Source organism: Halobaculum sp. MBLA0147 (assembly GCF_041361345.1).
Classification (GTDB): Archaea; Halobacteriota; Halobacteria; order Halobacteriales; family Haloferacaceae; genus JAHENP01.
In genome coordinates, this window is sequence record NZ_JBGKAD010000001.1 from 2,329,049 (window position 1) to 2,352,168 (window position 23,120).

The 23,120-nt window shown below is 68.1% G+C and carries 25 protein-coding genes; 11 read left to right on the top strand and 14 right to left on the bottom strand.

Features of this window, described 5'->3' with window-relative positions; genetic code table 11:
- Window positions 1-74: 74 nt before the first annotated feature.
- Window positions 75-410, bottom strand: coding sequence for a DUF5783 family protein (locus RYH80_RS11150; protein ID WP_370903947.1), 336 nt, complete (start codon window positions 408-410; stop codon window positions 75-77).
- An 82-nt stretch (window positions 411-492) separates the two neighbouring features.
- The gene (locus RYH80_RS11155) at window positions 493-1,794 is read right to left on the bottom strand and encodes an MFS transporter (protein ID WP_370903948.1); all 1,302 of its coding nucleotides are present in this window, start codon (window positions 1,792-1,794) and stop codon (window positions 493-495) included.
- Between the two features lie 249 nt (window positions 1,795-2,043).
- Between RYH80_RS11155 and RYH80_RS11160 the strand changes: the two genes are divergently transcribed.
- The 3 genes from RYH80_RS11160 to RYH80_RS11170 all read left to right on the top strand — a co-directional run bounded on the left by RYH80_RS11160 (window position 2,044) and on the right by RYH80_RS11170 (window position 5,141).
- The gene (locus RYH80_RS11160) at window positions 2,044-3,501 is read left to right on the top strand and encodes an eCIS core domain-containing protein (RefSeq protein ID WP_370903949.1); all 1,458 of its coding nucleotides are present in this window, start codon (window positions 2,044-2,046) and stop codon (window positions 3,499-3,501) included.
- The gene (locus RYH80_RS11165) at window positions 3,498-3,986 is read left to right on the top strand and encodes an SMI1/KNR4 family protein (RefSeq protein WP_370903950.1); all 489 of its coding nucleotides are present in this window, start codon (window positions 3,498-3,500) and stop codon (window positions 3,984-3,986) included. The genes RYH80_RS11160 and RYH80_RS11165 overlap by 4 nt, the downstream gene beginning before the upstream one ends.
- 207 nt (window positions 3,987-4,193) lie before the next feature.
- Window positions 4,194-5,141 (top strand): D-2-hydroxyacid dehydrogenase, encoded by a 948-nt coding sequence (locus RYH80_RS11170; RefSeq protein ID WP_370903951.1) that lies wholly within the window; start codon window positions 4,194-4,196, stop codon window positions 5,139-5,141.
- A gap of 36 nt (window positions 5,142-5,177) precedes the next feature.
- Here the strand turns inward: RYH80_RS11170 and RYH80_RS11175 are convergent, their stop codons facing one another.
- Both RYH80_RS11175 and RYH80_RS11180 read right to left on the bottom strand, forming a co-directional pair.
- Window positions 5,178-5,597, bottom strand: a complete 420-nt coding sequence (locus RYH80_RS11175) for a hypothetical protein (protein ID WP_370903952.1) — start codon at window positions 5,595-5,597, stop codon at window positions 5,178-5,180.
- Between the two features lie 96 nt (window positions 5,598-5,693).
- A complete protein-coding gene (locus RYH80_RS11180; RefSeq protein WP_370904705.1) occupies window positions 5,694-6,176 on the bottom strand; it encodes a DUF2237 family protein in 483 nt (160 codons plus the stop codon).
- A 149-nt stretch (window positions 6,177-6,325) separates the two neighbouring features.
- Between RYH80_RS11180 and RYH80_RS11185 the strand changes: the two genes are divergently transcribed.
- The 4 genes from RYH80_RS11185 (at window position 6,326) to RYH80_RS11200 (ending at window position 11,741) form a co-directional block, all read left to right on the top strand.
- Window positions 6,326-7,672, top strand: a complete 1,347-nt coding sequence (locus RYH80_RS11185) for a Single-stranded DNA binding protein (RefSeq protein WP_370903953.1) — start codon at window positions 6,326-6,328, stop codon at window positions 7,670-7,672.
- The gene (locus tag RYH80_RS11190; RefSeq protein WP_370903954.1) at window positions 7,669-9,657 is read left to right on the top strand and encodes a rpa-associated protein; all 1,989 of its coding nucleotides are present in this window, start codon (window positions 7,669-7,671) and stop codon (window positions 9,655-9,657) included. Before RYH80_RS11185 ends, RYH80_RS11190 begins: the two co-directional genes overlap by 4 nt.
- A complete protein-coding gene (locus RYH80_RS11195) occupies window positions 9,657-10,505 on the top strand; it encodes a metallophosphoesterase (protein WP_370903955.1) in 849 nt (282 codons plus the stop codon). Before RYH80_RS11190 ends, RYH80_RS11195 begins: the two co-directional genes overlap by 1 nt.
- 312 nt (window positions 10,506-10,817) lie before the next feature.
- Window positions 10,818-11,741 (top strand): coiled-coil protein, encoded by a 924-nt coding sequence (locus tag RYH80_RS11200; protein ID WP_370903956.1) that lies wholly within the window; start codon window positions 10,818-10,820, stop codon window positions 11,739-11,741.
- A 221-nt stretch (window positions 11,742-11,962) separates the two neighbouring features.
- Here RYH80_RS11200 and RYH80_RS11205 read toward each other — a convergent pair whose 3' ends face one another.
- Both RYH80_RS11205 and RYH80_RS11210 read right to left on the bottom strand, forming a co-directional pair.
- Window positions 11,963-13,312: an alkaline phosphatase family protein gene (locus RYH80_RS11205; protein ID WP_370903957.1), complete on the bottom strand. Its 1,350-nt coding sequence runs from the start codon at window positions 13,310-13,312 to the stop codon at window positions 11,963-11,965.
- Window positions 13,313-13,418: 106 nt separating this feature from the next.
- Window positions 13,419-13,949: a DUF7984 family protein gene (locus tag RYH80_RS11210; RefSeq protein WP_370903958.1), complete on the bottom strand. Its 531-nt coding sequence runs from the start codon at window positions 13,947-13,949 to the stop codon at window positions 13,419-13,421.
- Between the two features lie 246 nt (window positions 13,950-14,195).
- Between RYH80_RS11210 and RYH80_RS11215 the strand changes: the two genes are divergently transcribed.
- On the top strand, window positions 14,196-16,118 hold the full coding sequence (locus tag RYH80_RS11215) for a beta-CASP ribonuclease aCPSF1 (protein WP_370903959.1): 1,923 nt from the start codon (window positions 14,196-14,198) through the stop codon (window positions 16,116-16,118).
- A gap of 102 nt (window positions 16,119-16,220) precedes the next feature.
- On the opposite strand, the gene RYH80_RS11220 is transcribed toward RYH80_RS11215, so the two are convergent.
- From RYH80_RS11220 to RYH80_RS11235, 4 genes are all read right to left on the bottom strand, one after another.
- Window positions 16,221-16,589, bottom strand: a complete 369-nt coding sequence (locus RYH80_RS11220) for a hypothetical protein (RefSeq protein WP_370903960.1) — start codon at window positions 16,587-16,589, stop codon at window positions 16,221-16,223.
- Between the two features lie 144 nt (window positions 16,590-16,733).
- Window positions 16,734-16,949 (bottom strand): hypothetical protein, encoded by a 216-nt coding sequence (locus RYH80_RS11225; RefSeq protein ID WP_370903961.1) that lies wholly within the window; start codon window positions 16,947-16,949, stop codon window positions 16,734-16,736.
- Entirely contained in the window at window positions 16,946-17,368 is a 423-nt protein-coding gene (locus RYH80_RS11230; protein ID WP_370903962.1) for a hypothetical protein, read from the bottom strand. Before RYH80_RS11230 ends, RYH80_RS11225 begins: the two co-directional genes overlap by 4 nt.
- On the bottom strand, window positions 17,340-18,119 hold the full coding sequence (locus RYH80_RS11235) for a hypothetical protein (protein ID WP_370903963.1): 780 nt from the start codon (window positions 18,117-18,119) through the stop codon (window positions 17,340-17,342). The genes RYH80_RS11230 and RYH80_RS11235 overlap by 29 nt, the downstream gene beginning before the upstream one ends.
- Window positions 18,120-18,255: 136 nt before the next feature.
- On the opposite strand from RYH80_RS11235, the gene RYH80_RS11240 reads away from it, so the two are divergent.
- On the top strand, window positions 18,256-18,600 hold the full coding sequence (locus RYH80_RS11240; protein WP_370903964.1) for a hypothetical protein: 345 nt from the start codon (window positions 18,256-18,258) through the stop codon (window positions 18,598-18,600).
- 63 nt (window positions 18,601-18,663) lie between these two features.
- Here the strand turns inward: RYH80_RS11240 and RYH80_RS11245 are convergent, their stop codons facing one another.
- Window positions 18,664-18,990 carry an MTH1187 family thiamine-binding protein gene (locus tag RYH80_RS11245; protein ID WP_370903965.1) on the bottom strand — a complete coding sequence of 109 codons (327 nt, stop codon included), beginning with the start codon at window positions 18,988-18,990 and terminating at the stop codon, window positions 18,664-18,666.
- 185 nt (window positions 18,991-19,175) lie between these two features.
- On the opposite strand from RYH80_RS11245, the gene RYH80_RS11250 reads away from it, so the two are divergent.
- Window positions 19,176-20,249, top strand: coding sequence for a YihY/virulence factor BrkB family protein (locus tag RYH80_RS11250; protein ID WP_370903966.1), 1,074 nt, complete (start codon window positions 19,176-19,178; stop codon window positions 20,247-20,249).
- A 117-nt stretch (window positions 20,250-20,366) separates the two neighbouring features.
- Window positions 20,367-20,645, top strand: a complete 279-nt coding sequence (locus tag RYH80_RS11255; protein WP_370903967.1) for a hypothetical protein — start codon at window positions 20,367-20,369, stop codon at window positions 20,643-20,645.
- Window positions 20,646-20,664: 19 nt separating this feature from the next.
- On the opposite strand, the gene RYH80_RS11260 is transcribed toward RYH80_RS11255, so the two are convergent.
- From RYH80_RS11260 to RYH80_RS11270, 3 genes are all read right to left on the bottom strand, one after another.
- Entirely contained in the window at window positions 20,665-21,078 is a 414-nt protein-coding gene (locus tag RYH80_RS11260) for a DUF8113 family protein (RefSeq protein ID WP_370903968.1), read from the bottom strand.
- Between the two features lie 55 nt (window positions 21,079-21,133).
- Window positions 21,134-22,024 carry a ubiquinol-cytochrome c reductase iron-sulfur subunit gene (locus RYH80_RS11265; protein ID WP_370903969.1) on the bottom strand — a complete coding sequence of 297 codons (891 nt, stop codon included), beginning with the start codon at window positions 22,022-22,024 and terminating at the stop codon, window positions 21,134-21,136.
- A 189-nt stretch (window positions 22,025-22,213) separates the two neighbouring features.
- Window positions 22,214-23,023, bottom strand: coding sequence for an aldo/keto reductase (locus tag RYH80_RS11270; protein ID WP_370903970.1), 810 nt, complete (start codon window positions 23,021-23,023; stop codon window positions 22,214-22,216).
- Between the last annotated feature and the right edge of the window lie 97 nt (window positions 23,024-23,120).

Consider the following 23,120-nt stretch of genomic DNA (forward strand, 5'->3'; position numbering starts at 1 on the left):
CGGCGGACGCCGACTCCCGAGTCGTCCGGCGGACGCCGACCCTCCCGGTCTCCGTCCTCACCACCGCCTCACGCTCACTCGTCGGCAGGCGGTTCGAGGCCGAACACGTCGTACAGCTGTGTCTCGATCTCCGCGACGTAGCGGTCGAGTGTCGCCTCCAGCTTCTCGTCGTCGACGACGACGGCGGTCAGTCGCTCGGTCGGCTCGTCGGGTAACTTGACGCGGAAGGTGCCGGTCTCCTCGTCGTAGAACGGCTCGGACTCGTTCAAGATCTGCTGGTCGATCCCGTGGATCAACTCGGAGTCGTACGTCCCGTTCATCGTCTCGAAGGCGTCCTTGTACGCACGCTGGAGCTCCGTGAAGTAGTGGGCGTACTTGTCCTCGAACTTCTCCGGGTCGAACTCGGCCATACGCGTGATTCACCCGCTCGACTCTTACTTCCGACGGTCCGGCGTCACCCGGATCGGGTGCCCGCCTGGAGACCCCGGAGCCTCAGTCGTCGCCGGGTGCCGGAGCGGGTCCGCCGAGACTCGCCGGGCGACTCTCCGTGAGCGCGACGGCGGCGAGCCCGGCGGCGACGACGGCGAGCCCGCTCCCGACGCCGAACGCCACCTCGTAACTCGTCGCGGTCGCCACCCCACCGAGCACCAGCGGACCGACGACTCCGCCGACGCCCTTCGCGGTCGAGCGCAGTCCCATCAGCTCCGACTCCCTGTCCGGCGGTGCCACGTCGCCGATGAACGCGAGCGCGCCGGTCGTCATCGCGGAGAACGCGGCCGCGATCACCAGGAAGGCGACGGCCCCGACCGCCAGTCGTGCGACGGTGCCGGGGACGAGCGCGGCACTCGCCGCCAGCACTGCGAACAGTCCCGAGCCGGCCATCCCGCCGACGATCAGCGGCTTCCGACCGACACGATCCGTCAGCCGGCCGAACACGAGCATGAACACCGCCTGTGCCGCCGGGTTGATCGCCAACAGCGCACCCATCTGGAACTCGGTCAACCCGAGGCGACTCGGGAGGTACACCGGCATCAACCCCATCACGCCGATGACGGTCGTGTTCCGCAGCGCGAGCGCGACGTACAGCCACCCGAGTCCCTTCCGAGAGAAGTGTTGCCGGTCCGCCGCCGCGGGGAAGAGTCGGCGACGCACCTCCGCGACGATCCGGCGCGCGCTCGGTGGCTCGTCGGGGGTCGGCGTCGGGTCGGTGACGAACACCGCCGCGACCGTCGAGACGAGCGACGCGGCGGCGATCACGAGGTAGAGGCCGTCCGGCGCGAGCACCCCGAGCAGGAACCCGACGGCCAACTGCCCGCCGGTGAACCCGACCGCTCGCGCGGAGTTGAAGAAGCCGAGCGACTGCCCGCGGCCGTCGTCGCCACCCTTCTCGCTGGCGACGGCGAGCATCACCGGGGAGAACCCGACCGCGAACACCGCGTACAGCCCGCGGACGCCGATCGGGAGGTACACGCCCGGAATCGAGACCGGCAGCGGCGCCAGCGAGACGGTACTGTCCAACCCCGGCACGACCAACAGCGGCAACACTGCGGCGGTCGCGGCGAGCCCGGTCACGAGCAACACCAGCCGCCGTCGGCCCGTCACGTCCGCGATCGCACCCCAGACGGGCGACAGCAGCATCATCCCCAGGAAGTAGGCGGTCGTCACCGCGCCCACGAGCGACGCCGAGCCGCCGGCCTCGCCGACGTAGAAGGCCAGTCCCGTCCCCATCAGGATGCCGGCGGCGAACCGGTTCGACGCGGCCAACACGACTGCGATCCGATCGAGACGACTCACTACCCACCCTCCGGTCGCCCCCGGCTAAAACCGGGCGGAGTCGGACGCACGTGCCGGTGTGGGGTGTGGTGACGGGCGGCTCGACACGCGGAGAGGGATCGACACGTGGTGTCCCAACTGGGGAGACGACGGATTGGGTCGCCCGACCGATGCGCCGTCGGGACCAGTTCGACTGTGTTCCACATCGAACACAGTACATGGACGAAACGACTATTACTGATGTGGTTGAAATATCATAACGACGAACAGATGGGGCGAGAGTACGCGTCACGAGAGAACTACGATACCGGACCGTCCGGAGAGCGAGAGCGGACACGTCAGTCGGACGACTCGTGGGAGTGGTGGAGCGGCGAGGGCGACGCCGTCCGGCGTGAGTCCGCTGGCCCTGGTACGAACCCCTCGTGGGAAGAGGCCGAGGCGTACTACCAACGCGAGATCGAGGACACGGACGAGTACAAGACACTCCAGCGGATGGAGAAACGCTACGGACGGCTGTTCGACCAGTGGGTCGAGGAAGGTGTACCGACCGACGCGATGGGAGATCGCGAGAGCATCCAAGCCTACCGCCGGCACAAGGGGACGCCGATTCCGTGGTACATCGACGACTTCAACGACAACTCCCTGTGGCGCAACACCACCGACATCTTCGAGGACGACCGCGAGGGCCGCGACGGACAGACAGACGTGCCCGACTCGGTCCGTGAGGTGCTCAGTTCACCGGGCCGGTCGCTCAATCCGGCGGTCCAACGTGCGGTCGAGGAGCGGATGGGCGATTCGTTCGGTGACGTACGGATTCACACTGGGCCGAAAGCCGCCGCGGCCGCCGACGAACTCGACGCCCGCGCGTTCACCGTGGGCAATCACGTCGCGTTCGGTGCCGGCGAGTACGACCCCGAATCTGTGGAGGGTCAGCACGTACTCGTCCACGAGTTGGCACACGTCCGTCAGCAGACGCGCGGAGCGGTGTCGATGCTACCGACGGACGCGCCACTGTCGACCGATAGAGAGGAAGCGGACCCCGAGAGAGTAGCCGGCGGTATCACTCGTCGAGTTTTCCGTGCCACCCAAAACGGGGACGACGACAGTCGATCTGTCACGATCCACCTCCAGCGACTGAACGCACAGAACCCCACCTCGGAACCACTCGACGCGTGGGCGTCCTCGTTCGAGATCGTTCAGTACGTTGACGAGGATCGGGAGCTGCTACACGAGGCAGAGTCCGGCAGCACGCGGATTCGACCCTCTGTCGGAGACGACGTGACGAGACGACTCCGGGTCGACGTAGCGGAACTCCCCGAACGGGACGAGATCGGCGGGGAGTACGACAGAAATCTTGCCGTAGCGAAGGTTTCGGTAGGAGACACCGAGTTCTGGATGGCTGCGGCCAGCGGGAAGCGGCAGGCTGGAGAGGGCGACGAGAGCAACCCACTGCTACCTGGTCCGTTCAAAGACGAGCGTGTGTTCGACCATCGTGCCGACGACAACGACCTCCAGTCCAGAGGAATGTGGGACAGCGAAGTGAAGATCGCAGAACACGTGATCCGAGAGTTCGATCTCGGTTCCGAGAGTGGTGAGATACACATCTTCTCGGAACGCAGACCGTGTCGCTCGTGCCGGATCGTCCTGAGTGCGCTCGAATCGGAGTTCGATCGAGGGAGTGGCGAATCGACAGTGTCGATCAGCTACGGATCGGAGTACGAGAGATGACGGTCGACCACTATCTGGGCCGACGGGTAGTCCGACGCCTCGTCGAGGCGGGAGTCGCAGAGTGGGACGACTTCGCCGGCTGTTCACGGGACGAAGTCGGAGACGTAGAGCGAACGTTCGGTGTCGAGTTCCCCGAGACGTACCGGTCCTGTCTTCGACAGTTCGGGCGTGAGTCGGGGCCGCTCTTCGTCGGCGAAGACGTCACCGTCGACACGCTACCCGCCCAACGAGAGTACGCGGAGCAGCGACTGGAAGACTGGGGGCTGGACTTCGTGTTCGGGGACACACACTTCGTCTTCCTCGGCCACCAGGGCTACTCGTTCCAGTTCTTCGACACGAGTGCCGGAGACGACCCACCCGTCTACTCGCTGTTGCCGGACGAGGAACCGACGAGGGACGCCGACTCGTTCTCGACGTGGGTGCTCGAAGAGGCCGATCGCGTCGTCCGAGTCGAGACGGGGTCGACACGAGGGTTCGACGTCTGAGACCGTTCCCAGACGGGTGTGTTCCGTTCGCGCTCGGGGGATGGTCCCCTCCGTGCCCGGAGTGTGACCCCCGACGACGGGTCGTCACACCGACACCCGGTCGTCGCCGGACACCTCGTCTTCTCGACAGCACCCGTCTCCCGAGTGCCGGCAGACACCACGCGCCGTCTCGGTACCTTCGAGTACGCGCCCGCCGAACGCGACCGTATGGAGATCGTCGTCACGCGGCAGTCGATCCACGGGATGCCGGCCAGCGACTACGCCGCCGCGCTCCGCGAGCGGCTGCCGGACCACGAGGTGACACTCGCACGGACGCCCGACGAAGAGCGGGACGCGATCCGTCGCGCCGCCGTCGTCACCGGCGAGGGACGGCGCGCACAGACACACATCGCGGCGGGCGACGCCGCCCACCTCCGGCTCGTCGCCTGCGTGTACGCCGGGACGAGCCACCTCGACACCGACGTGTTCGCGGACGCGGACGTGCCGCTGACGAACGCATCGGGTGTCCACGGGCCGAACGTCTCGGAGTACGTCGTCGGCGCGCTGGTGTCGCTGGCGCGCGACTTCCGGCGTGCCACCCGGCAACAGGACCGTCGCGAGTGGAGCTCCTACCAGTGTCGGGAACTGTACGACAGTACCGTCTGCGTCGTCGGGCTCGGCGCCATCGGCACCGCGGTCGCGGAGCGACTCGCCCCGTTCGGCGTCGAGCGCGTCGGCGTCCGCCACACTCCGGAGACGGGTGGCCCAGTCGAGCGAGTGTACGGCTACGACGACTTCCACACGGCGCTCGCGGACGCGGACCACCTCGTCCTCGCGTGTCCGTTGACGGACGAGACGGAGGGCCTCCTCGACGACGAGGCGTTCGACACACTCCCCTCGCACGCTTCGCTGGTCAACGTCGCCCGCGGTGCGGTGGTGGAGACGGACGCGCTGGTGCGTGCGCTGCGGTGGAACCGTCTCGGCGGCGCGTTCCTCGACGTGACGGACCCCGAACCGCTCCCGCCGGACCACCCGCTGTGGACCTTCGAGGACGTACGGATCACCCCGCACAACGCCGGGCACTCCCCCGAGTACTACGAGCGGACCGCCGACGTGTTGGCGCGCAACGTCGCCAACCTCGTCGCCGACGAGCCGCTGGAGAACCGCGTCGTCTGAGCATCCCCGGCCCCGCTCGGTGCCCTTCCGTCGGGATCAGTCGGCGCCGTCCGACTCCCCGAGTCGCCGATCCCACGCCTCGCCCGCGGCCGCTCGTTCCTCGCGGGCCAGTCGTCCGAACGAGTCCGACTCTGCACTCGCGTCAGTGTCCGTCGGCTCCGGGTCGGCGTCTGAGAACGCTGCTCCGGCGGCCGGGGGACCGGCCTCCGTCTCTCCCGCCGGGAGCCACCAGAGTGTCACGCCGTCCGACTCCCGGCGACGGAGCAGCCCCGACGCAGCCGCGTCGTCGAGCGCCGCCCGCGTCGCGTCTCCCGGCCGGTCGAGCCTGTCTGCGACCTCGCCCGTCGTGACTGCCGGTCCGTCCACGGCCGCGACCACTCGCCGTACGTCGTCCACGTCCGGTGGCGCGTCACGCGACGCCGACCGGCCGTCCGACGTGTCCGTGTCACCGTTCACGGTCGTCTGTGGGTCGTGATCCCTGATAAGTGCCTAGTCGGAGGCGTCTCGACACACCCCGTCTCGTCGGGTCGAACCGGGGCCCAGCGGCCACAGTCACGCCCCGTCGCGGCCGTCCGACTCGGCCTCACCCTCGTCGGCACTCGATCCGTCTCCGTCACCGCCTGTGTCCTCGACGGCGTACGCCTCGAGCGTCTCGCGGTCGATCTCGTCGAGGACCGCCTCGTTGGTCGCCGCCAACTCCACCGGCGGCGCGACGCCAGCCTCGTGGGCCTCGATCCACCGCGGGACACAGAGACACCAGCGGTCCCCGTCCGACAGCCCCGGGAAGTCGAGGTGTTCGCGCGGCGTGATCAGGTCGTTGCCGCGCCGCCGCGAGAACTCCAAGAACTCCTCGGTGACGACGGCACACACCTCGTGGCGGCCGGGGTCGCCGTCCAGACTGCGACAGAACCCGTCGCGCAACGCCCCCGTCGCGGGGTCGGTACAACACGGCTGGAGCGGCTCGCCGAACACGTTCCGGTCGGGGGCGTCGTCCCCGTCGGTCCGGTCGGCGTCCGCATCGGTGTCGGTCGGCACGTCCGCTCGTTGGACCGCCACCCGGAAGTCCGTGTCCCTGCCGGTGGTCGTCTCGGCGGTGCGGTCGTCTCGGCGGCGTGATCGTCTCGACACGACGCCCGTCCGCCCGCGGAGGAATCCTTTTGCCCGATGCGGGGGAAGCGTCGGGTATGGACGTCGACAGCCACGCCGAGGAGCTCGCCTCCTCCCTCGGTGTCGACAAAGAGGAGGTCAGAGCGGACCTGGAGAACCTGTTGGAGTACAGCGTCCCCATCGACGAGGCGAAACAGTCCGTCCGACGGAAGTACGGCGACGGGGGCGGCGGCGACGCCAGCCCGTCGGCGGTCGACGTGGCCGACGTGGAACCGGACGGCGGCAACGTCACCGTCACCGGCCGCGTGTTGACCGTCGGCACCCGGACGATCCGCTACGAGGGGACCGACTCCACCATCCGCGAGGGGGAGATCGCCGACGACACCGGCCGGATCAGCTACACCGCCTGGCAGGACTTCGGCTTCGAACCCGGCGACACGGTCACCGTCGGCAACGCCGGCGTCCGCGAGTGGGAGGGAGAGCCGGAGCTCAACCTCGGCGAGTCGACGACGGTCGCGTTGGAGTCCGAGGCGCTGGAGGTGCCGTACCCCGTCGGCGGCGACCGCGACCTGCTCGAACTGGAACCGGGCGACCGCGGGCGCAACGTCGAGGCGCGGGTGCTGGAACTGGAGGAACGGACCATCGACGGCCGCGACGGGGAGACGGAGATCCTCTCGGGTGTGCTCGCCGACGAGACTGCCCGGCTCCCGTTCACAGACTGGCAGCCCCGTCCGGAGGTCGCCGAGGGGGCCGAACTCCGGCTCGAAGACGTGTACGTCCGGGAGTTCCGTGGCGTGCCGTCGGTGAACCTCACGGAGTTCACGGAGGTCGCGCCCGCGGACGTGACCGTCTCCGACGAGGCACCGCGCGTCTCGATCCGCGAGGCCGTCGAGACCGGCGGGATGTACGACGTGGAAGTGGTCGGGAACGTCCTGGAAGTGCGAGACGGCTCCGGACTGATCCAGCGGTGTCCGGAGTGTGGCCGCCTCGTCCAGAACGGCCAGTGTCGCAGCCACGGGGCGGTCGACCCCGAAGACGACCTCCGAGTGAAGGCGATCCTCGACGACGGGACGGACACCGTCACCGCGATCCTCGGGACGGAGTTGACGACGGAGGTGTACGGTGGCACCCTGGAGGACGCACTCGACGCGGCGCGCGACGCGATGGATCGCGACGTGGTCGCCGACGAGATCGCGACGGAGATAGAGGGACGCGAGTTCCGCGTCCGCGGCCACCTGTCCGTCGACGACTACGGCGCGAACCTCGACGCCAGCGAGTTCGCGCCGACCGACGAGTCGGCCGCGAGTCGCGCGACGCGACTGCTCGAGGAGGTGCGCGCCGCGACGGACGGCGGTCGGCCCGTCGCGTCGGGGGCGGCCGTTCTCGATCGTTCGGCCGACGCCACGGGAGGTGACGGCGCGTGAGCGCGGACGGCGACGACGGCGGGCCGGGTGAGCGCGAGGTCGCCCACCGGCTGTTCGCCGCGGAGTTCGAGGACGCCGCCTTCGAGTACTCGGAGAGTGACGAGGATCGCGCGCCGAACTACGTGGTCACGCCGACCGGCGCGCGGGTCAACCGGCTGTTCGTGGCGGGCGTGCTCACGGAGGTGGAGACGGTCAACGAGGACACGCTGCGTGGACGCGTGGTGGACCCGACCGGGGCGTTCGTCACCTACGCGGGCCAGTACCAGCCCGACGAGGTGGCGTTCCTCGACCGGACGACGCCGCCGGCGTTCGTCTCGCTCGCCGGGAAGGGCCGGACGTTCCAGCCGGACGACTCCGACGTGGTGTACACCTCCGTCCGCCCGGAGCGATTGAACGAGGTCGACGCGGACACCCGCGACGCGTGGGTGGTCGACGCCGCGCGGGCGACGCTGCGTCGCGTCGGCGTGATGGCCGCCGCCCGCGAGTTCGCGGAGCGCGGCGACGCGTTGCGCGAACGACTCGTCGCGGCCGGCGTCGACGAGTCGCTGGCCGCCGGTGTTCCGCTGGCGCTGGACCACTACGGGACGACCGCGGGCTACCTGGAGGGGCTCCGCGAGGTGGCCGTCCAGGCGTTGGGTGTCGTCGCGGACGAACGCGAGGAGGTCGCGGCGACGACGCCCGACCCCGCCGCCGACGGCGACGCGGTCGGCCCGCTGCCGACGTGGGCCCGACTCGACGAGTCGGCAGCAGCGACGGAGGCCGACACGGGTGTGGCGGAGACCGACGCCGACCCGGACTCGACGGAGACGGCCGCAGACGTGGGCGAGGTCGACGGGGAGACGAGTGCGGTCGACACGGACGCGACGCAGATGGACACGGACGCGACGGCGGCGACCGCGGACACGAGCGACGGCGGACAGTCGGCGGCGCCGGCGACGGAGACGGAGTCGACGACGGCGACCGGCGACGCGCCGACGGAGAGTACGGCCAGCGGCGGCGGCGAACCGGCGGCGACGACCCCGACGGAGACGGCGACCGCAACGGACACCGGTGGCGCGCCGACGGAGAGTACGGCTTCGGAACCGGACCCCGGAGAGACACCGACCGAGGAGAGCGCCTCCGAGACGGACCTAGAGACGGAGACGGACACGGACACGGACGACCTGGGCTCGTTCGAGGACACCGGTGATGCGTCGGTCGGAGGCGCCGACGGCGACGCGCCCGCCGGAGACGCCGTCGACGGCGACTCGTCGACGGCGACGGTCGCGGACGACTCCGAACCGGTCGACGCCACCGACGACCTGGGCTCGTTCGACGACACCGGCGGCGTGGCGGACGACGGCGGCGACCTCGGGTCGTTCGAGGACCCAGCCGGCGGCGCGGACGACGACCCCGTCGCCGAGGGTGACGACACCACGAGCGACCCGGACGACGCGACGGAGGCAGCCGTCGACCCGGCGGACGTGGACGAGGACGACCTCGACGACGCCCTGACCGAGGAGGAACGCGAGGAAGTGATGGCGGAACACGACGTGAGCTTCTCGACCGGCACCGAGGTGCCCGATCCCGAGGAGTCCGAGTTGGACGCTCCCGATCCCGAGGAGATCGTCCCCGACGCCGACGAGGGCGAGTCGACACCTGCCGCGACCGAGACGACGACTGGCTCGGCCGGCTCCGCCGAGGCGACCACCGGCTCGGCCACGGAGACGACGGCCGACGACGCGACGGAGACGGCGGACGCCGAGTCGGAGACCGACTCCGACGACGAGGCGGAGACGCCGGATCTCGACGACGTGAACCTCACCGCGGCCGTCGTCGACGTGATGGCGGAGTTGAACGACGGCGACGGTGTCGACCGCGAGGAGGTGCTGGCGGCGACGGTAGACCGCTACGGTGCCTCGCCCGAGGACGTGGAGGAGGCGATCCAGGACGCGCTGATGAACGGGCAGTGTTACGAGGCGGGCGGCGGACTCAAGCCGATCTGATGGCACCCGACGACGGAGACGGCTCGGCACCCGATCGGAGAGACGGATCGCCCCTCGCCAGCGGTGACGGGGGACACACCGACTCGCGGTCGCGCGACCGCCGGCCCCTCGTCGAACCCGTCCCGGACGCACCGGCGGCGACCGCGCGACTCGACGGCGAGCGAGCGCTCGTGGTCGCCGACTACCACGCCGGGATCGAGGTGGGGCTCCGTTACGAGCGCGGCGTCGAACTCGACAGCGCCGCGCCGCGTCGCCGCGAGCGACTGCTGTCGCTGGTCGACCGTACCGACCCCGACCGGCTCGTCGTCGTCGGCGACTTCGGGCACCGCGTCTCCGGCGCGGGCGACACGGAGCGCGACGAGATCGAGACGCTGCTCGACGCGCTCGCCGTCCCGGTGACGCTGGTGCGCGGGAACCACGACGCCGGTCTCGCGGAGGCGTTCGCGGACCGCCTGCAGACGACCGCGCCCGGCGGGACGCGGATCGGACGCGTCGGGTTCGTCCACGGCCACACCTGGCCCGACCCGGACGTGTTGGCCGCCGACGTGGTCTGTGTCGGCCACGAACACCCCGCGGTCAAACTCGCCGACGAGGTGGGCCGTGCCCGCGCCGAGCGGGCGTGGCTCCGTGGCCCGCTCGCACGCGAGCCGTTCGCCGAGGAGGGTGTCGCCGCCGAGTGGAACGCGCCCGAACTCGTCGTCGTCCCGGCGTTCAACGACCGGTCCGGCGGGACGTGGGTGAACGTCGAGGGCCAGGGGTTCCTCGCGCCGTTCCTCCCCGGCGCACTCCCCAGCGCGCAGGCGTACCTCCTCGACGGGACGCGGCTCGGGGACTACCGCGGGGTGTGAGTGGTACCGGTCGCCTCCGGCGTGAGTGACGGACGGGCAGATCCGCCGGCGTGAGTGACGGACGGCTCCCCGACACCGGGAGCGGCCGGTGGTCCCGTTCGCCGGCGTCTCCGGGGTGTGGTACCTGTTTTCACTCGAGTCTGCACCGAAGTGCTTATGTAGGATACTGCAGTAGTCGTAGTCACCAGAGCGCCTTCGGGCGTGGTGTATCGTGCGCGGAATGACACAGCGTTCTCGAACTCGTACGGCCGGACGCGACAGTTCCGCAGCGACCGCCACGCCCGGAGCGGTGATGGTGTCGAGGTACTAACCATGGCAACGGAATCGGAAGTACTCGAGAAACACGATCTCGAACCGATGGACGAATCGCGAAACGTACAGCTAGACGACGAGAAACTGGAGACTGGGTCCAAGGGCGAACTGATCAAACTCGCCGGCCAGCTCCGGGATCGTCGGAACGACCTGAACCAGATGGCCTCCGATCGCGCCTCCACACGCGACGACCTCAACGCGAAGACACGCGAGAAGGTCGACGAGGCCCAGGAACACCGCGAGAAGCGGGACGAGCTCAACGAGCAGGTCCAAGAGCACAAGGAGAGCCGCAACCAGCTCAACGCCGAGGCCAACGAGCTCTTCGACGAGGTCGAGGAGATGAAACAGGACCTCGAACTGGACGACGAGAAGTCCATCGAGGAGCTGAAAGAGGAGATCGAGGACCTCGAGTTCAAACAGCAGACGGAGGTGCTCGACGCCGAGGACGAGCGCGAGCTGATCGAGAAGATCGAGACCAAGCGCGAACAGCTCCAAGAGCGCAAGGAGAAGGTCGACCAGAGTGACGAACTCGAGGACCTGATCGAGGAGGCCGAGGAGGTCCGCAGCGAGGCCTCCCAGCACCACCAGAAGGTGACGGAGCTGGCCGACGAGGCCCAGGAGCACCACAACGAGATGATCGAGGCCTACCGCGAGGCCGACGAGATCCGCGACGAGGCCGACATCGTCCACGAGAAGTTCGTGGAGGCCCAGGAGGCGGCCGACCAGCACCACGAGGACTTCGTCCGCGTCCAGAAGCGCCTGCGCGAGTTGGACAAGAAGGAGGAAGAAGAGCAGAAGGAAGAGCGCGAGAAGAAGGCCGAAGAGGAACGCGAAGAGGCCGAGGAGATCTACCAGAAGTTCAAGGACGGCGAGACCCTCGACACCGAGGACCTGATGAAGCTCCAGAAGACGGGGCTGCTGTAGTCGCCGCACTGTCGCCGGCGTGACGCCGGCTCTTCTCTCTCACCCCACGCCCGAGTGGCGACGCCGTCGGTGTCGGTCCAGCGGTGGGTGTCGAACTCGCAGAGTCGTGTCCCGACGACGAACCGTCGGTATCGGCGGTCGGGACTAGAGGTGCGTCGGTTCGGGTGGAACCGAGTGACGATTCGACAGAATCTCCGACGTCGGGTGTCGCCGTCGCCCGGTCAGGCCAGCGACTCGCCGTCGAAGGCCGTCGCCTCGTAGTCGACCTCCATCAGGTCGAGGATCGTCGGGGCGATGTCGTAGAGGTCGGTGCCCTCGGGGACGGAGACGTCCGGGTCGTCGACGAGCAGCGTCGCGTTCTCGAAGCTGTGCATCCCGTTGCGCGGGCCGTGGTAGAACACGCCGTCGTCGCTGGGCTTGAACTTCGCCTTCAGGTCGAACCCCTCGTTGGGGATCACGACCAGATCCGGCGCGATGTCGTCGTGGGCGCCGTCGAACACGTCCTCGCCGACGACGACGCGCTTGGCGACCGGCTCGCCGTCCGGACCGGTCATCGCCTCCAACTCCTCCTTGAGTTCGGCGCGTTTCGCCTCGAACTCCGCGGGTGGTACCGCACCGCGCGGTTCGCGACCCTCCTTGTTGATGTAGAATCGGCCGGGGATCAGCGAGTACGCCTCCGTGTCGTCGGAGATGTCCGCGAGTTCCTCGTGGTCGTCGTCCGCGAACGAGAGCCAGCCGTTGTCCGCGAGCCAGCGGTTGCAGTCGACCTCGTACACCTCGTGCATGAAGCCGTGGTCGGAGGCGATCACCATCGTCACGTCGTCGGGGAAGGTCTCCCGGAGTCGCCCGATGTAGTCGTCGACCGTCCGGTAGAACGCCATGAACTCCTCGTAGTACTCACCCTCCTCGAGGTAGTCCTCGAACAGGAAGTGGTTCACGCGGTCGGTCGTCATGAACACGCCGAAGAACAGGTCCCAGTCGTCCTGCTCGGCGTAGTGGTCGAACGCCTCGTAGCGGCGGTCCAGCGTCTCGTTGGCGTCCGCGAGGAACTCCGTCTTGTCGTCGTCGTGGCCGAGCTTCGGGTCGGCGTCGATCTTGTACCCGATCCCTGAGAGGTACTCGCCGAGTTCGTCCGGGTAGGCGGCCTTCTCGATGGACGGCGAGAGGAACCCGGAGACCATCCGTTGGACGTTCCGCTGTGGCGGGAACGTCACGGGGACGTTGAACACGGAGGCGTCGCGGCCGGCCTCGCTCACGCGGTCCCACAGGCGGGTGGCCTGTACGTCACGCCCCATCGGGACGTACGTGTCGTACGAGCCGACCTCGCGATCCTGGAACCCGTAGACGCCGGTCTCGCCGGGGTTGACCCCGGTCGTGAGCGCCGGCCAGCAGGCGGACGACTCCGGCGGGACGATGGAGTCGATGGCCCCACCGGCACCCTCCTCCATGATCGACGCGACGTTCGGGAACTCCTCGGGGTTGTCGGCGAGCAGGCTGAACGGGACGCCGTCGATGCCGACGAAGGCGACGCGCGGGTCGTCGTCGCCACGGATTCGGTCGAACAATCCCATACGCGCCCTTCAGACGGTCGACGTAAATCCCTTTCAGTATCCTTCCGCGCCGGGAACCCCGAACTGCCCGGGTGGACTGCCCGCCGACCGTCGCTCGCGACGCGACTCACTCGACGGCGAAGGGACTCGCCGTCTCCGTCCACTCCCAGCCGGGGAGTCGCGTCTGGAAGCCGGCCGCCAGCGCGGCGTCGAGGTCGTCGACGCCCGCCGGCTCGGCGTCTGGGGGAGCGGAGTCGCCGGATTCGGTGTCACCCGTCGCGGGCGGCCCACCACCGTCGACGTGTGTGTCGGCGTAGTGGAAGGTCGCCTCGGCGAGCGTCGCGAGCGGCTGGCCACCGGCGATCGTGCTCGCCAGCAGTCGCCCCAACTGTTCGTCGACGACGAACCCGGGGTAGTCGTCGACGACGTCGAGGTCGCGCAGCAGGGCGACGAGCGCCGCGACGTTGACAGCTCGGTCGCCGTCCGCGAACACCGCGTCCACCTCCGCGCGGTAGGCGGCCGGTGAGACGGGCTCGAACTCGGCGTCGAACGCCTCGCCGAGCGCCGACCGGGTCGCGTCGATCAACGGGACCACCGTGTCGGCCCGCTCGCGGACGTAGTCGCGTTCCGCCCGGACCGTCTGTGGTGTCACTCGCACACCCGTCCCGACGGAGACGAGGGGGTTGTGGTTTGCGAAGGCTTTTGTAACTCCGCGCGGGAGTACGGTGTAAGCGGATTCTCGTCGCCGTCGCGCGACCGACGCGCCGACTCGGCGCCGCGACCGGGCGTCGCCGCCCGGCAGACGGGTCGGACACACTCCGACCGTCTCGGGACCGAGTCGGCTCCGCACAACCACCATGTCACGGGTCAGATCCACACTCCCGGTACGTACGTCCTCGCAGCCATGAGTCAAGTCGAACGTCAACTCGAAGAGACGAAGGCACAGATCGAGTCCGAGATCCCAGACGACATCTCCGTCACCGACGTGACCTACGAGGGGCCGGAGCTGGTCGTCTACACTCGTCACCCGAAACAGTTCGCCCGCAACGGCGACCTCGTCCGGAACCTCGCCTCGAAGCTCCGCAAGCGGATCACCGTCCGCCCACACCCGGACGTGTTGTCCGCGCCCCGCGAGGCCGAAGACGACATCCGGGAGATCATCCCCGAGGACGCCGGGGTGACCGACCTGGACTTCCACCAGGACACCGGCGAGGTCGTCATCGAGGCGGAGAAACCCGGACTCGTCATCGGCCGCCACGGCTCGACGCTCCGGGAGATCACCAAACAGGTCGGCTGGACGCCCGAGGTAGTCCGCACGCCGCCCATCGAGTCATCGACGGTCTCGAACGTCCGCAACTTCCTGAAACACGAACGCGAGGAGCGCCGCGACGTGTTGGAGAAGGTCGGCCGCCAGATCCACCGCGAGGAGATGGCCGACGACCAGTGGGTCCGCATCTCCACGCTCGGCTGTTGTCGCGAGGTCGGCCGCGCGGCCTTCGTGCTCAACACCGCGGAGACGCGTATCCTGATCGACTGTGGCGACAAGCCCGGCTCCGACGACGTGCCGTACCTGCAAGTACCCGAGGCGCTCGGTGCGGGCGCGAGCAACCTCGACGCGGTCGTGTTGACGCACGCCCACCTCGACCACTCGGCGTTGATCCCGCTGCTGTTCAAGTACGGCTACGACGGCCCGATCTACTGTACGGAGCCGACACGGGACCTGATGGGGCTGCTCACACTGGACTACCTCGACGTGGCCGCCAAGGAGGGGCGGACGCCGCCGTACGACTCCGAGCAGGTCCGCGAGGCGATCAAACACTGTATCCCGCTGGAGTACGGCGACGTGACGGACATCGCGCCGGACGTGAAGCTCACGATGCACAACGCCGGCCACATCCTCGGCTCGGCGGTGTCGCACTTCCACGTCGGCGACGGGCTGTACAACGTCGCCTTCTCGGGTGACATCCACTACGAGGACACGCGGCTGTTCAACGGCGCGGTCAACGACTTCCCGCGGGTGGAGACGCTCGTGTTGGAGTCGACCTACGGCGGTCGCAACGACTACCAGACGGACCAGGAGGACTCCGAGCGGAAGCTGTTGGAGGTGATCCGGGAGACGTACGAGGACGACGGGAAGGTGTTGATCCCGGCGTTCGCGGTCGGGCGGTCACAGGAGATGATGCTCGTGTTGGAGGAGGCGATGCGGTCGGGGAAGATCCCCTCGATGCCGGTCCACCTCGACGGGATGATCTGGGAGGCGACGGCGATCCACACCACCTACCCCGAGTACCTGCGCGACGACCTCCAAGACCGGATCTTCCACGAGGACGAGAACCCGTTCCTCGCCGACGAGTTCAACCACATCGACGGCGGGGAGGAGGAGCGGCAGGAGGTCGCGGACGGTGATCCGTGTATCATCCTCTCGACGTCGGGGATGGTCACCGGCGGGCCGATCATGTCGTGGCTCCGCCACCTCGGCAGCGACGAAGACTCGACGCTCACCTTCGTCGGCTACCAGGCACAGGGGACGCTCGGCGACAAGATCCAGCGCGGTCACGAGCAGATCCCGGTGCAGGACCCGGACGACCCCCGGCGCAACAGCACACTCAACCTGGAGATGGGCGTCGAGACGGTCGACGGCTTCTCCGGGCACGCCGACCGCCAGGGACTGGAGAACTTCGTACGGACGATGAACCCGCGGCCGGAGAAGGTGTTGTGTGTCCACGGGGACGAGCGGTCCGTCCAGGACCTCTCGTCGGCGTTGTACCACGACTACAACATGCGGACGTTCGCGCCGAAGAACCTGGAGACGTTCCGGTTCAAGTGACCGGGCGGCGCCGACCGGGGTCGAACCCCGTTCGCACCTCGGCGCAGGGGTCACAGCCGGCCGTCTCTCTCGTCGTCGAGGTCAGAAGGTGATCACTGCCGACTAGGCGTATATCAGCAGCCGAACCCAGACGGTGTACCCGCGGTAACTGACGAGTCGTCCCGACTCTCCGTCCGGCCGGTCGGTGAGCCGCTCGTACCGCTCCCTCGTCTCGTCCAGGTCTCGCTGTGGGACGGAGACGACCACGAACGCTGCCGTTCCGTTCGACTCGTAGGCACCGACCGCCCGCTCGGTCACACGCCGGAGGCGGTCGTCGTCGACCGCCGACAGCGGGACCGGTTCGACGTCGAACGACTCTGACGGGACGACCGTCGCCTCCAGCTGTCCACCGGGTCCCGATCCGACGAACCCCGCACAGCCGGCGACGAGCACGAGTAGGGTGACCGCGGTCACTCTGTGCACGCCGTTCATACGACGACGTTCGGCTCCTGTTTTGAGTGGGCTACGGAAGTTCCGTACGATCTGCCGTCAGCGTAGTGACCGCCGTGTCCACCGAGCATCGGGACGTGTCCGTCTTCGTACAGATACCACGGTCCACCGGAGTCGCCACCGTCGTCACTCGGTGTCGTCCCGTTCCGATCGGTCGACACCCCGCCCCGTGTGACTCGCGCCCGTCGCTCCGACGACGTGTCGTGACACCGTGTCGTAGTGTTCTGGCTCTCTACCCGACTTCTCTGCCAGGTGTCGGTTGATCTCCTGGATGTGGTCCTCGATCGTGTCACGCATCTCGTCGATGTCGTGAACGCCTGAATCGTTCTCTGACTTGTTCATATTTCGGCTGTTTCGACGATAGTGTCGACGTGTTGGTGGACTGCTCTGTACGCGACGGAGAGGCACTCGTCGTTCGTCAGCCCCTCTAGTCGGTCCGGCTCTAAGTACCGTCGCTCGTCTTTAAGGTATCCGTTCTTAAGAAATCTAACGACGATTCCGTGTTCGAACATATCGTATCCATTGTAGTATGGGCGTGGATCGTGCTCGATACCGACTACAGAGGGTATACTCGCGTCTCTCAGATCTATAAACTCGATGTAAAATCCAACAAGTGGTTCCTGGGAGTCCGGATTGACTCCAGGGATCGCTCCGACGTCCCGACCTCGTTTCTCGTGTACACGGAGTTCGATGTCGTCTCCGAGACGGGATGCTCGGTACGTGTCGTACTTTTCAGGGTTGTACATGAGTGATCTGATCACGGGTCGGAGTGGGTCCCGTCTGCTCGCAGGTGTCCTCGCCGATCACTACGTCGAACTCCCCGTCGGAGCCACACAACTGGACACCTCGTTCGACGGACGAGGCGTTCTCAGCAGCGACCGTGACGGTGCTGTCGCGCAACTTCCCGTTTGTCAGCTCTCGCGCACCGATTGCGATACACGGTGCGCCGTCGCCTCGTCCCGACGTCTCGTCCTCCTCGTAGCGAAACACGTCCGACTCCGCGGTCGCGTCTCCAGACGGGAACCGGACCCGTTCGGCGTCCTCGTCGTACTCCGCCAGTGTGAACTCGGCTACTTCCCCGACGTTGATAGTCGTCTTCGTCGGCTGTTCGCGCCCTTCCCACTCACACAGTGTCGAGACATCGGTTACGACTTCGTCTGTCACGACGGTCAGGTCGAGGCGAGGCTTACAGTTCTCGGCTGCACGTCGTCCCGTGTTCTCGATACGGACGCGGTAGGTCCTCGTCTGGTCGTTCATCGCAGAGGGACCGACGACGACACCGTCGTCCGCGACCGACAATCGCGGTCGCTTCCACAGCCGCCACCCCAGTGTGGCAGAGAAGCCGCCGACGCCGACGGTCAGGAGGTTCGGGAACTCTTCGAGGAGTCCCCTCAGCAGAGCCCCGCCGGGCGAGGTCTCCGTCGGTGTCCTGGTCTCGGTACTGGTCGACAGCAGTGAGATACACCGTTCCACCGTCTCGATCATCTCTGGAGACAGCAACTCACTGATCATCTATCGCTGAATCTGTCTCCATCTAATATAAGATTACTGTGGGCCAAGAGCAGCCTGTCGGCGCGTCGCTCTCCGTTCGAAGGACCTCGGTGTGGGTCCCGACAGGTAATTGTGGGTCCCGCCACACCGAGGTGGTATGAAACGGCTGTGGGGGGACGACGGTACCACGGAGGCGTTCCGGACGGAGTTCGAGACGTGGGCGACGGACAACGGGGGCGAGGTCCAGTCGAGCGACGAGGGCGCGGTGTTCTGTGAGTTCCCGGGGACGGAGAACCACGCCAGCTTCGAGTTGGGCGTCTACGAGGCCAGTGGGCAACACGTGCTCCGGTTCGACACGATCCGCGAGGAGATCGAACTGAAGGTGTTGTCGGAGTACTCCATCGACGGCTCCACGTTCGTCGTCAAGTCCGACCAGGGGAGCCGCCAGTTCGAGATCGACGTGCAGAGCGGGAACTGGAGCGTCCGCAAACGGCCGATCTGACGGCGACCGGGATGCGGTGGCTCGCGACACACGACGACGACCCCGCCAGCGGCGCGACGCGTGTCACTCCCAGTCGCGTTCTCGGTCGCTGGTCGCGGCGTGGCCGAGTTCGCGTTCGACGGCCTCGACCTTCTCGGCGGCGCGGCCGTCACTGTCGCGTTTGTCGTCGATCTTGAGGAACGTGCTGACGCGGTCGCCGTCGACGGCCTCGTGGGCCGCCTGGACGGCGGCGAACAGCGTGTCCACGTCGTCCGCCTCGATCACGGTCCCCATCGGGTTCGTCTCGTAGCGCACGTCGAAGTCGTCCAGCGCCGCGACGGCCTCCGCCACCTCGCCGGCCATGCTGTCTTCGATCACCGGTGCGACCGACAACATCGCGATCACGGTCATGCGCCGCCCTACGACGGCCGCCCGCAAAGCCGTTCGGCTCCGGTCGCAGGCGGCGGCCGTCGGTCGGAACGTCGGGCGACACGAGGCGACTCCGGCGAGTGGTGACGGACGACACGAGGGGACCTCGGCGAGCGGTGACGGACGGCGTGGTGTGACTTTTTGTGAGGGGTGTCGTACCGGGTGGCGTGACAGTGGACGCCGACAGAGTCGTGACGGTCGCTCGTGCGCTCGTCCGAGAGGCGCGGGCCGAACAGCTCACCTTCCTCGCGGGGAGTATCGCCTACCACGCGTTCGTCTCGCTACTGCCGTTGTTGCTGTTGCTGGTGCTCGTCCTCTCGGCGCTGGGGGAGTTGGCGCCGACGGAGGCGGTGTTCACGGTCGTCGGCGCCGCGTTCACCGAGGGTGCCGCGGACGTGCTACTCGGGGAACTCCGCCGGACGAGTCGCTCTCGGCGGCTGTCGCTCGTCGGTGGACTCGTGCTCGTGTGGGGAACGCTGCGAGTGTTCCGCGGCCTCGACACTGCGTTCTCGGACGTGTACGAGACGGAGGCGGCCAACGGCTTCCTCGACCAGGTGCGAGACGGGTTCGTCGTCTCCGTCGCGTTCGCGCTCGCGGTGGTCGTCGCCGGGACGGTCGCGTCGGCGATCCCCGGTGACGGCGCTGGCCCCGGCTGGCTGCTCGTCAACCGACTCGCGCTCGTCGTGGGGTTGACGCTGACGTTGTGGCCGATGTACTACGTGTTCCCGGACACGGACGTGACCGCCCGCGAGGTGCTCCCGGGGACCGCCTTCGCCGCCGTCGGCCTGACCGTGTTCGTCTCGCTGTTCGGGGTGTACGTCGACTGGAGCGGCGAACAGCCCGACGAGAGTGTGCTCGCCGCCATCCTCGTCTTCCTCACGTGGCTGTACGTCTCCGGCCTCGTCGTCTTGTTGGGGGTGGCGCTCAACGCGGTGCTCTCGAACCGCAGCGAGGACGTGTCGATCGACCCAGTGTTCGGCGACGCCGGGACGACGGCGACCGCGCGCCGCGACCGGCTGGCGACCGAGCTCGCCGCCGTCGACCGCCTGTTCGCGGACCCCGGCTCGTTCGGGATCGCTCGCGGCGACGACCGCGTCGATCTGCCCGCGCCCGACTCGGTGACCGTCACGGACGAGGCGTCGGCCACGGACGACGCCGACACCGAGTTCGCCGTCGAGTTCCGGTGGCACGCGTCGGCGTCTGCGTCGTCGGGTAGCGGCGCAGACGACGAGTCGGCGTGACTCTCGGCTGCAGTACCGTCACAGGGGCGCCGTCGACGGCGTCCACGGGGTCGCCTGAGCCACGATCTGGGGACCAGAACCGCCGGAGCTACGTTCTCGCGGCTCGACCCGACGCGTGTGTACCGTTCACACCCAGTTCGCCGACTGTGTGCGGAGCCACACCCCGAGGAGTCCGTCGCGCTGGTCGTCGAGATCGACCCCGAAGCGACCGACGAGGCGACGCTGACGGAGACCGTCGCCGACCTGGACGGCGAGACGGTCGAGGCGCTCGGCTTCGACGCCTACCGCGTCGACCTCCCGCAGACGGCCGTCGCGACGCTGTGCGAGACAGAGGGACTCGTCCGCGTCGAGACCGCGAACGTCGTCGCGCCCGGCGACGCGGGCGAAGACGTCTGACCCGTGGGTCGGTGGTGAGTCACTCCACCTCGTCGGGTGTCGGCGTCGCCTCCCCGGCTTCGAATCGCCCGGCGATCTGTGCCGCGTTGGCGGCGACGGCGTCGTACTCCGCGTCGGCCTGTGCCGCGACCAGCCGGAGGTGACTGGCCAACAGCGTCAGCGCTTGGAGCCGTTCGTCGCGGTCGCCGTCGGGGCGTTGGGCCGCGGTCGTGTCGACGCGGCCCTCGCGGACGACCCCGACGTGCAGCGCAGACACGTCGTCGGCGTCTGCCAACAACTCCCTGGCGGTCTCCAACTCGCGTTCGAACACCTCGTCGTCGACCTCCTCGCCCGGTGACTCGCCGTCTGTTCGCCCGTCTTCCGTCCCGCCGTCGGTCACCACGCGGCCGGCGTCTCCACGTTCGCTCGCGTCACTGGCTGTGTCGTCTGTCACGTCTCCAGGGAGGCGCGCGTCGGACAAAAAGGTCGGCGCGAACGGTCGCCGCGGATCAGGCGGGGCGCGGGCGGGCGGCGAACAGCGTCGACACGATGCTGAACGGCTCGTACACCGACTGGTGACACGGACAGTACACCTCGTTGGCGGCGTCGAACTTCGCCGAGCCGTCGAGTCCCTTGTACTTGGGGACACAACAGAAGTGGGTACACTTGTTGAGCCAGGCGACGAACCCCTGTGCGGTCGACGCCTGGAGCCACGTCTGGACGGAGTCGCTGACCTCGTACGTCTCGCCGTCGGCGCCCTCCGCGGAGCCACTGGCGGCGAGTTCCTCGATCACCGGCGAGCGGATCACGTTGACGAGCAGGTCGTTCTCCGTGTCCAACGACCGCCAGATCCCGTTGGCGGGCTTCCCGAGTCCGTCGACGCCGATCCCGTTACCCCACGACTCGTAGTCGGAGAACATGTCGACGGTGAGCCGGTCCCCCTCCGAGAGGTCCGACATCCAGTCGTACGTCGCCGAGGAGGGGGCGAGGAAGTAGTTCCCCTGCTCCGGCTCGTAGTCCGGCTGGACGGCCTCGTACGACTCCACGCCACAGAACTGGAACCACGCCGAGGAGTACGTCTTGCCGCCCAACTCCGTCTCGGCGACTTTGATCGTCCGACCGCCCTCTTTGACCTCCTTCACCTCGGGCCAGACACCTTTCAGTTCCCCACCGTCGATCTCGACGGGGATCTGCGGCATCCCACGCGGGGCGGGTCCGGCCGTGTTCTCGATGGCCATCGCCTCGATGGCACCGCCACCGGCCCCCGAGGAGGAGGTGACACTGTTGATGGCCGCCGAGCCGGTCGCACCGACGCCGGCCAGCGTCGCGCCACCGACGACACCCTTGACGAACCGACGACGACCGGAGTCGCCGGGGTACTTGTCCTCGTCCGCGCTCATACCGAACTGCTCGGGTTCGACCACGCAAAAGCCTGACGAAGGTGGGTTCGCCCGCCCGTTCCCGGTCCCTCTCGGGCGGGTTCGGTCGTCTGGGACCGCGTTCCACGTCGGCGACGCTCGGTCGTCTGGGACCACGTTCCACGTCGGCGACGCTCGGTCGTCTGGGACCACGTTCCACGTCGGCGACGCTCAGTCGTCCGCGACCGCGTTCCACGGGGCGCGCTCGAAGTCGACGATCCGCTCGCGCTCCTCGATCGCGTCGACCCGCGCGAGCGTCTCCGCAGGCAGCGACAGTTCCGTCGCGGCGAGGTTCTCGCGGACGTGTGTCTCGCTCGTCGCCTTCGGGATCGCGGCGACGCACTCCTTCGAGAGGAGCCACGCCAACGCGACCTGTGCGGGTGTGGCGTCGTGTTCGTCTGCCACGGCGACGATCTCCGGCACCTCCGCCACGCGGTTGCGGGCGATCGGCGAGTACGCGACCAGCCAGTGGTCGTCCTCGCGGGCGTACTCGCGCAGGTCCGCCTGCGGGAGCAACGGGTGACACTCCACCTGGTGGGCGAAGATCGGCACGTCGAGGTGGGCGTGCGCGGTGTCGAGTTGGTCCGGTCGGAAGTTCGACAGGCCGACGTGGTCGATCAGCCCCTCCGCGTGGAGGTCGTTCAACGCGCGACACGTCTCCGGCGCGTCGTAGCTGTCGATGGGCCAGTGGACGTACAGGAGGTCGATCGTGTCGACGCCGAGCCGGTCGGCCGACGCCCGGGCGGTCTCGACGGCGGCCTCGTACCCGAGGTGCTCCGTCGACAGCTTCGTCGCGAGGAACACGTCCTCGCGGGCGACGCTCGACCGCTCGATCCCGGCGGCTACCTCGCGCTCGTTGTCGTACCCCTGTGCGGTGTCGACGTGCCGGTAGCCGGCGTCGAGTGCCGTCGCGACGCTCTCGGTACACTGTTCGCCCTCGAGTTCGTACGTGCCGAGGCCGAACCGGTGGAACTGGGTCACGGGTGTATACTCGTGTGGACCCGACCTGAGACTGTCGGAGTAGTGACGGTGATCCGACTGGGAACCGACACGTATACAATACTAGTCTATATAGCTA